General features: G+C 57.3%; 7 protein-coding genes. 1 reads left to right on the top strand and 6 read right to left on the bottom strand.

The window, feature by feature from the left end; all coding sequences use genetic code 11:
- Positions 1-12: 12 nt before the first annotated feature.
- Positions 13-2,139 (top strand): penicillin-binding protein 1C, encoded by a 2,127-nt coding sequence (gene pbpC, locus KORM41_RS18215; protein WP_082720048.1) that lies wholly within the window; start codon positions 13-15, stop codon positions 2,137-2,139.
- 159 nt (positions 2,140-2,298) lie between these two features.
- Here pbpC and KORM41_RS18210 read toward each other — a convergent pair whose 3' ends face one another.
- The 6 genes from KORM41_RS18210 to KORM41_RS18185 form a co-directional block, all read right to left on the bottom strand.
- The gene (locus KORM41_RS18210; RefSeq protein WP_068151693.1) at positions 2,299-2,547 is read right to left on the bottom strand and encodes a ParB N-terminal domain-containing protein; all 249 of its coding nucleotides are present in this window, start codon (positions 2,545-2,547) and stop codon (positions 2,299-2,301) included.
- A 213-nt stretch (positions 2,548-2,760) separates the two neighbouring features.
- A complete protein-coding gene (locus tag KORM41_RS18205; protein ID WP_068151690.1) occupies positions 2,761-2,970 on the bottom strand; it encodes a cold-shock protein in 210 nt (69 codons plus the stop codon).
- Positions 2,971-3,030: 60 nt separating this feature from the next.
- Entirely contained in the window at positions 3,031-4,383 is a 1,353-nt protein-coding gene (locus KORM41_RS18200) for a DEAD/DEAH box helicase (RefSeq protein ID WP_082720047.1), read from the bottom strand.
- Positions 4,384-4,938: 555 nt separating this feature from the next.
- Positions 4,939-6,186, bottom strand: a complete 1,248-nt coding sequence (locus KORM41_RS18195; RefSeq protein WP_068151684.1) for a TolC family protein — start codon at positions 6,184-6,186, stop codon at positions 4,939-4,941.
- Entirely contained in the window at positions 6,183-6,494 is a 312-nt protein-coding gene (locus KORM41_RS18190) for a DUF3240 family protein (RefSeq protein ID WP_068151683.1), read from the bottom strand. Before KORM41_RS18190 ends, KORM41_RS18195 begins: the two co-directional genes overlap by 4 nt.
- Positions 6,494-9,589 (bottom strand): efflux RND transporter permease subunit, encoded by a 3,096-nt coding sequence (locus tag KORM41_RS18185; RefSeq protein WP_068151682.1) that lies wholly within the window; start codon positions 9,587-9,589, stop codon positions 6,494-6,496. The genes KORM41_RS18190 and KORM41_RS18185 overlap by 1 nt, the downstream gene beginning before the upstream one ends.
- Positions 9,590-9,591 lie beyond the last annotated feature (2 nt).

Raw genomic sequence — 9,591 nt, 5'->3', positions numbered from 1 at the left:
GTGGCGGTGAGTATGGCAAAGATCGCGAAATACTGGCCCAAAAACTGGCCCAGAAACTGGCGCAAAAAGCTGAAAGTTGCCGCAATCACCCTTGCGGCGACCCTTGGCCTTTCCGTGCCCACATTTTTCGCGCTGGACGCCACTTTCCCACCCAAGCTGGAACGGTTCCACACCGTTTCGCATGAGGTTCTGGCCGCAAACGGGCAAGTCATGCGCCTGTTCCCGGTGGAAAACGGCCGCCTGCGCCGCCATGTCTCGCTCGATCAGGTGGACCCATTGTTCATCAACATGCTGATCACCTATGAGGACAAGCGCTTCTATGAGCACAGCGGTGTTGACCCGCTTGCGGTCATGCGCGCGGCCTGGCAGGCGGCGTCTTCGGGGGAGATTATCTCGGGCGCGTCCACGCTGACGATGCAGGTGGCGCGGCTTTTGGAACCCCGCCCGCGGACGCTTTCGTCCAAGCTGGTGGAAATGTTCCGGGCGCTGCAGTTGGAGCACCGCTTCAGCAAACGCGACATCCTTGAGATGTATCTCACGCTTGCGCCCTACGGCGGCAATATTGAGGGCATCCGGGCCGCAAGTCTCGTCTATTTCGGGCATGAGGCAGACCATCTCACGCCCGATGAAGCCGCACTTCTTGTGGTGCTGCCGCAGTCGCCGACGGGCCTCAGGCCTGACCGAAACCCCGCAAACGCCAAACAGGCACGGAACAAGGTGCTGGCACGGGTCGCGGCAGACGTGGGGCTGGAAGCACACCTGGCGTCGCTGGCCGCACAGGCGCCTGTGCCATACAGCAAGCGGCCCCCACGACTAACAGCACCGCACCTTGCTGCCCGCCTGAAGGCATCGGCGGAAGGCCCGGTGACCCACACCTATATCGATATCGCCCTACAATCACAGCTTGAGGCGCTGGCGAAAGCGGGGGCCAGCCGCCTGCACGGTGGTGCCAGCGTCGCCATGCTGGTGGTGGAAAACAAAAGCCGCAAGGTCATCGCCTATGTGGGCTCTGCCGACTATACCGACACCGCCCGCGACGGCTTTGTCGACATGGTCACCGCAACGCGCTCGCCCGGCTCCACGCTCAAGCCCTTCATTTATGGTATGGCGTTCGACCGGGGCATCGCCCACCCCAGCACCCGCATCATGGACGAACCGCGCCGCTTCGGCAGCTACGCGCCCAGCAATTTCATGGATACTTTCTATGGTCAGGTGACAGTCACGGAAGCGCTGCGCCGGTCCCTGAATGTGCCGGCGGTTGCTGTGCTTGACCGCCTTGGCCCCGTGCAGTTCACCGAAAGCCTGCGCCATGCGGGGGCCGCACTGTCGCTGCCCGGTGAAGAAGCGCCGGGGCTTGCTGTCGCTCTTGGCGGGGTTGGTATGTCGCTTGAGGATCTGGTGATGCTATATGCGGCGCTCGCGGATGACGGACAGGCACGGCCCTTGAGACACACAGACACGCTGGTCGCCACAGGCGAGCCATTGGGCGAACCGTTGCTGGGCGCGGACACCCGCGATGCGCTGAGGCACATTCTTTCGGGCATCGGCGCGCCGGGGGACCGGTTGCCGCGCAAGTATCAGATGAACCCACGCCACATTGCCTTCAAGACGGGCACCAGCTATGGCTTTCGCGATGCCTGGGCTGTGGGTTATGACGGCGGCTATACCATCGGCGTCTGGATTGGCAGGCCTGACGGCACACCCATGCCCGGCCACTTCGGCAACAACACCGCCGCGCCCCTTTTGTTTGACGCCTTCGGCCACTTGCCGCCCGCCCCTGCCCCGGCGCCGGGAGGCAACCTGTTGACCGCCCAGGCGCTGCCGCCCGCGCTGGAGTATTTCGACAGGCCGCAGCTTTCAAAGGTTTCCGGCAGGCGGGTCGCGCCGCTCGCGCTAGCTTTCCCACAGGCAGACAGCGTGGTCGGCTTGATGGGCCCTGCCACCCCGATAACACTGTCGGCGGAAGGCGGTGAAATGCCGCTGCAATGGTTCATGGACGGCAAGCCGATCCGGTCCAGCCGCTGGTCACGGGACGCCACCTTCATGATTGATGGCCCCGGTTTCTATCATGTCAGCGTGACAGACAGGAACGGCATCCGCGTTTCCGCCAGCTTCAGCGCCGAGGACCTGTCGCGGTAGGATAAGGGGTGTTCAGAAAATATGGGTTGCCGCAATTCCTGAGGAAATCCGAAGACCTGATTTGGCAAGTACTTAAGCAGTGCGGGCATTGAACCCAAGTCTCTGGGCTTTTTGCCTTGCCCCTTTGGGCGTAGCTGGCGCTTCAAGCCACAACAGTCTTCAGAATTTTGGGGCCTGAACGACATAGGCACCAATTTCCGTTTCACCCAGGGCCCTGTTGGCCTCCAGGCGGTTGATCCCCTCGACCAATACAAACCGGCCTTTGCCGCTGCGCACTTTGATCGGCTTCTGCGCTTCACCGTTCAGCAGCTTTTCGGTAACGGCTTCCACCTTGCTTTGATCCAACTCGCCACGCCGTTTGGTTGGGATGTAAATCTCGTCAATTATTACAGGCACGATTTTCAGCATTTTCAGGATCCGTATCGGTTCACCACTTTGCTTTGCGGCACTGGAATTGAAACAAGGCCCGTCTGCCGGGAAACGGAAGCGAACCTGTGTTGCCGGTGTTTGCAGCCGGTCAAGCTTAACCTGTCAGGTGCTTGAAGCAAGCAACATCAGTGTTCGAGAGGAAGAACCCTCCCGGGAAGGAAGGTGAGGCACAAAGCGCCTCACCTTAAATCTTTATGTCAGCTGCAGATTTTCAGCAGAAGACTTGCCGCGCATTTCGTCGACATGGATTTCATATCCAACTTCATCACCTTCATTGAGGCTGCCGAGGCCGGAGCGCTCAATCGCGCTGATGTGAACGAATACGTCCGCGCCGCCGTCAGTTGGTTTGATGAAGCCGAAGCCTTTGTCCGGGTTGAACCATTTTACAGTACCTGTAGCCATGTGAATTTCCTTTCAGTCTACAATTTGGATATTGGTTTGGTTGAATAGTGTGTGCCTTCTTCAGGCGATGCCTGCCGCAAGTGACCTGCTCTCGCCGAGCATGCGCATCAAGCCGTCAGTAGGCATATCTGGCCCAGGTTTGCGCCATGGTGGCGCGCTGGGCTTCCTGTTCTGTGATCCGCGTGCGGTTTGACTGTCACGCTTGGGTTTCTGGTCCTGCGCCGATTTAGCCTTTGTGCTGGCGTTTGAGGCGCTGCGGGTTTCCGCACCGCCTTCACTGCCAGCCTCTGCCGGCTTCGAAGAAGGCATAAGTTGCTGGCCTGTAAGCTTCTCGATCGCGCGCAAAAGTTTCACTTCGGATGAATCGCATAGGGATATGGCAACGCCGCTTCGGCCAGCCCGTGCTGTGCGGCCAATCCGGTGCACATAGGCTTCTGGGGCAAGCGGCATATCGAAATTGATAACATGTGAAATGTCGTCAATGTCGATCCCGCGGGCAGCAATGTCGGTGGCGACCAATATTCTGGTTTTGCCGTCCCTGAAACCTGCCAGGCTTTTCTCGCGTTCCGCCTGACCTTTATCGCCATGAATGGCCTGCGCGGGCTGTCCGGCACTGGCCAGATCTGCCGCGACTTTGTCCGCGCCATGCTTGGTACGGGTAAAGACCACGGCCTTTGTGACGGCCTCATCGGCCAGAATGTCGGCAAGAGCGTTTCTTTTCGCACCCTTTTCAACACGCTTCACGATCTGGGAAATGCGGGCGATCGGCGTTGAGGCCGGCGCAACTGAAATTTCAGTTGGGTTGGTCATGAATTCATTTGCCAACTTCCTGATTGGAGGCGGCATGGTCGCGGACATCAGGATGGTCTGGCGCTGTTCCGGCAGTGCCTGCATGATCTTACGAAGCTCAGGCAGGAAGCCCATATCCATCATCTGGTCGGCTTCATCAGCCACCACCTGAAGGGTCTGGCCAAGCCGAATAGCGCCCGATTCCATATGGTCCAAGAGCCGTCCCGGCGTCGCAACAATGATGTCGACACCAGGGGCGCAGGCCGTGATCTGCGGACGGGGGCTTACGCCGCCGACAACAACAGGCGCGCTCACTTTCATGAACTTGCTGAAGGTTTGGATTTCTTCTGCGATTTGCTGGGCCAGCTCGCGCGTCGGTGTCAAAATGAGGGCGCCGCAAGTTCCTGGCCAATGCCGCTTTTTCCTTGCTGCAATCCGGGTCAGGATCGGCAATACAAAAGAAGCGGTTTTACCGGTTCCGGTCTGCGCGATGCCAATAACGTCCTGGTGGGCGTTCATGGCCGGGATTACATCACGCTGGATAGGTGTTGGGGTCGTATATCCTGTCGCCTCAATTGCACGCAGGACTGACTCGGCAAGGCCGAGGTCTTTAAAATAAGTCAAATAGTCTCTTCAATCCTCCTGCAGCACTTCACCCAAGGGGGGTGAAAGAAAGCAGGCACTTTGGTTGGGAAGTCTGTGTAGATCAGCTGCCGTAATGTTCTTTGCCAAAATTGGCGATTCAAGGCAGCAATCATAGGATCAATGACGAGAATGGAATGCCGCTGATGAAGTCATCTACATGCGACATTTGCACTGCTTAGAACACGTATCCGGCAAAATAGCAAGGAAATGATTGGAACCGGCCCGGCGCCCCCTGCTGGAAACCTGTATCAGGCGAAGGGCGCGACCGTCTGTCACGGCCGAGGCGAATTGGCGTCCCTGACAGCTAGGTGTAAATCCTCACAGAAAGCGAGAGAGCAGTTGGCGGCTTCCAGCCCTCTTTCAACTCTGTTCGCAAAGGAAAAGAGAACCGTTCGCAGAGCAACGGAGAAATATTGATCCATTCTCATAGAAAATGAGAAATCTTAAAAACCACAAAAGCGGACACTCATTGAACCCCGCTTATAGGCCCGCTTCTGACCCAAAGCGGCCCTTACCTTGCGCTTCATATGGGGATTAGTCCTCATGATCGTGGTGGGTCGCAATCCATATTTCGTGGGAATCAATGCGTAACTGCGTAATTGCGTCATGCGCCGCAATGCGGGCGGTCGCTTCCTGGCGAACAACGTCATGATGCGCATTAAGGGCACGCAGCAGTTCCACCAGATCACGTTCACCAAGTTCGACCGCACGGCGAACCCGGGAGACAACCTGTTCGCTTGCCGTCAATGCCGCAGATGCCTGTTGCCACACCGAAAGCCCGGCTTCAGCGCGAGTGATATCCCGGTCTGCGACTTCCTCAACCATCAAGCGCACCTGCCGCGCCTGTGCTTCGGCAGCAAGGGCCCGCGCGCGCTTTGCATCGCTTTGGGCGCTACGGCGGCTGGAACCGAAAGGCATGGAGAAAAGAAGGCCAACGCCCTGCTCTTCGCCGCCCCGTTCACTGAAAAAGCGAACACCAACGGTCGGATCAGCGATCTTGTTCAATCGCCCGCGACGGGCCAAAGCCATCTGCTGTTCGGCGTATTTTTCCGCCATCCGCAGTTCATGACTGCGAGTAAGGATAAGATTTTTCCATTCGTCAAAGCCGTATTCTGTTGCCGCGGGGTCGCCGATATCCAGTTGCTGGGCCGGCAAGGCCATAGTCGGGAACATGGTACCGATGGCCCGTTCTGCTTCCAGCTTTCTGGCCTGGCTCTTTTGCAGCTTAGCCGCGGCGGTGGCCAGCGCGGAACGTACACCTTCCACCTCCAGAAGAGCCGCTTCCTGCAGCTCATAACGGCGCTCCACAGCTTGAAGTTCCTGCCGGTAGGTATCCACTGCCATCTGGTCAATTCGGTGCATGGCGCCGGCTTCCAGCCATTCAAACCAATAATCCTTCAGCATCAGCGCGACCTGATGGCGGGCGTCATCGCGTGCATTTTCAGCGACACTGATACCAAGCGCCCCGATCTTCCGGTCTTCTTTCGCCTTTCCCGGCAGGCGGATCGCCCGACTGATGGTGCTATCCCATTCGCTATAGGTTCCTTCGCCCCTGACATCACGGCGGATATAGCTTCCGCTCAGATGGAAGTCATGGTCACCAGCCTTATAGACACGCGCTTGGGCTTCGGCCTCTGCAAGGCTCGCCTCGGCCGCCGCAACAACAGGGTGCGCGCCAATCGCTGCCTGGGCAACATCCGACTGCGGCAGAAAGCTATCGGCTGCTTCGACGGCACCGCCGGCAGCCAGAACAGAAAAAGCGACTATATATTTCTTGATCATGCCTTCAGACTCCCTGCTCCGGCGACTGGCTCCAGCCAGTGCGTGACATGAGCGTTGCGCGTTGCCTGACCCAAAGCAACCAGTGCTCGCTCTACGTCGTTTTCAGGCAACACCATCCACAGGCATTTGCGGGCAACATGGCCGCGAACCTGCTCATGCGTGGATGCAGAAGCAAAATCATGGCCATGCCCCTGAACATCAAACGAAGTGAACCCAGGAAGCCCCGGGGAGGCGTCAAGAAACGCCTCTGTTATGTCTTCTGCAACTTCGAGCGGACAGACAACGACCAATTTGCATAGGGTTTTCATTATGATCCACTCCCTTCAATCTGGACGACTTCATCCTGCCCACCGAAACGGCGGAACAGGATTGGCAGAACAAACAGCGTAAGCAGGGTAGAGCTCACAAGCCCACCAATCACCACGATCGCCAGCGGCTTCTGGATTTCCGAACCAGGCCCGGTCGCAAACAACAGCGGAACAAGGCCAAAGGCCGTGATGCTTGCTGTCATGAGAACGGGCCGCAAACGCCGCTGGGCGCCTTCAAAAACAACAGATTGCATATCAAGCCCGGACGCCATCAGATGGTTGAAATGTGCCACCAGAACAAGCCCGTTCAATACTGCAATACCCAACAGGGCGATGAAGCCAACCGAGGCAGGAACCGACAGGAATTCGCCTGACAGCCATAGCGTCAAAACGCCGCCAATAAGCGCGAATGGAATATTCGCCAGGATAAGTAGCGATTGTCGCATAGACCGGAAAGTTGCAAACAGTACGAAGAAGATCAGGGTCAGGGCCAGCGGCACAACGACGCCGAGCCTTTCTGCCGCACGCTTCTGGTTCTCAAATTGACCGCCCCAGACAAGCCTGTAGCCCGCAGGCAAGGTCACCTGCGCTGCCACAGCTGCCTGCGCGTCTTCAACAAAACCAACAAGGTCCCGCCCGGATACATAGGCCTGGATAACCGCATAACGTGATGCATTTTCACGATCCACCTTAACGGCCCCTTCGGGCATATGGATGTGGGCAATGTCGCTGAGGCGGGCACGGCCGCCATCCGGTGTCGGCATTTGATAATCGGCGAACATTTCTACCCGGTTACGGAGTTCATCACCCCCTTTAATCATGATAGGGATACGGCGGTTCTGTTCGGCAACATAACCGGCACTTACGCCTTCAAGCTGAGCGCGCAATTCTTCCTGAACCTCGGTCAGTTGCAGGCCAACACGGCCAGTGGCCAGCCGATCAATATCCACTTGCAGATACTGTACCGTGTCGCTGGCGACCGAAATAACCTCTGCCGCCCCATCAATCGAAGCAACGGTTTTCTGAATCTGGTCGCTCAGACGGCCCAGAACCTCAAGGTTCGGCCCGAAAATCTTGATCGCAAGATCACCCCGGCTACCGGTCAGCATTTCAGATACCCGCATTTCAATTGGCTGTGTGAACGCGAAATCAATACCGGGAAAATCATCCATCACGGCCCTGATCTGGTCCGCCAGCCAGGCTTTGTCCTGCTTGCGCCATTCTTCCTTGGGCTTCAGAACCAGAAAACTGTCTGTCTCATTCAACCCCATGGGATCAAGGCCGATCTCATCCGAGCCCAAACGGGCAATGATGCTTTTCACTTCCGGCACGTCTTCAAGGATTGCACGCTGAACAGCTAGATCACCTTCCGTACTGCGTTCTACATTCACCGATGGAAGCTGCGCCAGTTGAAGAAGAATCCCACCCTCATCCATTGTCGGCATGAAAGTTTTACCCACCATCACATAGGCAACCACCGCCGCTGCAAGCCCAGTTCCTGCCAGGCCAAAAACCGGCAATGGCTTATCCAGCGCGCGACGTAAAAGCCTTTTGTATACTGGCGCAATCTTGCGCATCAGCCAGGGATCAGCATGCGCGCCAGCCTTAAGCGCCGCAGATGACAACACAGGAATAAGTGTTAGTGAAAGGATCAGCGATCCAGAAAGCGCGAAGACAATGGTCAGTGCAACCGGTGCAAACAGCTTTCCTTCAAGCCCCTGCAAAGACAAAAGCGGTAGGAACACAAGGCAGATGATCAGAATACCTGACGCCACAGGTACGGCCACTTCACTGGCGGCACGGTAAACCCGGTGTAGCATAGGAACCTTGGCATCAGCTTTATGGTGGGCAAGATGCTCAACCGTATTTTCCACCACGACGACCGCGGCATCCACCAACATACCAATGGCAATTGCCAGTCCTCCCAGGCTCATCAGGTTCGCGGTTAAGCCAAAATACTGCATCATTACAAAGGTGATCAGCGCCGCAAACGGCAATGTCAGCGCCACCACCAGGGCAGCCCGCACATTGCCCAGAAAAAGGAAAAGCAGGACGACAACAAGAACCGTTGCTTCAAGGAGTGCCTTGGAAACCGTACCAACAGCCTTTTCGATCAGGTCTGACCGATCATAAAAGGCGCTAATCTCCACACCTTCCGGCAAGCTTGGTTTCAATTCTTCAAGTCGTGCCTTTACGCCATCAACCACGGCACGGGCATCCGCGCCGCGAAGGGCAATCACGAGCCCCTGTACGGCCTCGCCCTTGCCGTCCTTGGTTACGGCACCATAGCGGGTCAGCGCGCCAAAACGTACGTCCGCCACATCTGCCAGCCTGAGCGTGCGCCCTTCATCAGCCATAACAACGATCTGACGAAAATCATCCAATGTTCGTGCGGCACCGACTGTCCGTACAATCAGGTTTTCCTCGCCATCATTCAACCGACCAGCACCGTCATTGCTGTTGCTGGCAGCGATGGCGGTGCGGAGGTCGGAAATCGTGAGGCCTGCATCCAGAAGCGCGATCGGATCCGGTACGATTTCAAAAGTCTTCACCCGGCCACCAAGGGCATTAACGTCGGCCACCCCCGGCAAAACGCGGAGCGCAGGACGGATGGTCCAATCCAGTAAGGCCCGGCGCTCATCCAGTGTCAAACCGTCGCCTTCAACTGTGAACATAAACACGTCTGAAAGCGGCGTGGAAATCGGCGCAAGCCCACCTGACACTGTATCCGGCAGCACCTCCATGACACCGGAAAGCCGTTCTGACACCTGTTGGCGCGCCCAATAAACATCTGTACCTTCCTCGAAGTCCAGCGTGATATCCGCGATGGCATATTTCGCGACCGAGCGCAGGATCGTCTGCCCCGGAATACCGAGCAGCTCCATCTCAAGCGGCACATTGATGCGCTGCTCCACCTCTTCCGGTGTCATGCCAGGGGCCTTCAGGATCACCTTCACCTGCGTTGGTGAAATGTCCGGGAAAGCATCAATCGGCAATTTGAGAAAGGCAAAAGCACCCGCCACGCCCAGCATTAGGGCCAGCACCACCACCAAAAGACGTTGGGTTAGCGAAAACTCGATAATCCGGTTCAGCATGA

The sequence above is a fragment of the Kordiimonas lipolytica genome, from assembly GCF_001550065.1.
This window is presented reverse-complemented; position numbering and strand designations above follow the sequence as displayed.

What these genes read in the sequence shown, in the direction of transcription:
- KORM41_RS18195 (WP_068151684.1), bottom strand. Translation starts at nt 6,186, where the DNA reads ATGATCAAGAAATATATAGTCGCTTTTTCTGTTCTGGCTGCCGGCGGT.
- KORM41_RS18210 (WP_068151693.1), bottom strand. Translation starts at nt 2,547, where the DNA reads ATGCTGAAAATCGTGCCTGTAATAATTGACGAGATTTACATCCCAACC.
- KORM41_RS18205 (WP_068151690.1), bottom strand. Translation starts at nt 2,970, where the DNA reads ATGGCTACAGGTACTGTAAAATGGTTCAACCCGGACAAAGGCTTCGGC.
- pbpC (WP_082720048.1), top strand. Translation starts at nt 13, where the DNA reads ATGGCAAAGATCGCGAAATACTGGCCCAAAAACTGGCCCAGAAACTGG.
- KORM41_RS18190 (WP_068151683.1), bottom strand. Translation starts at nt 6,494, where the DNA reads ATGAAAACCCTATGCAAATTGGTCGTTGTCTGTCCGCTCGAAGTTGCA.
- KORM41_RS18185 (WP_068151682.1), bottom strand. Translation starts at nt 9,589, where the DNA reads ATGCTGAACCGGATTATCGAGTTTTCGCTAACCCAACGTCTTTTGGTG.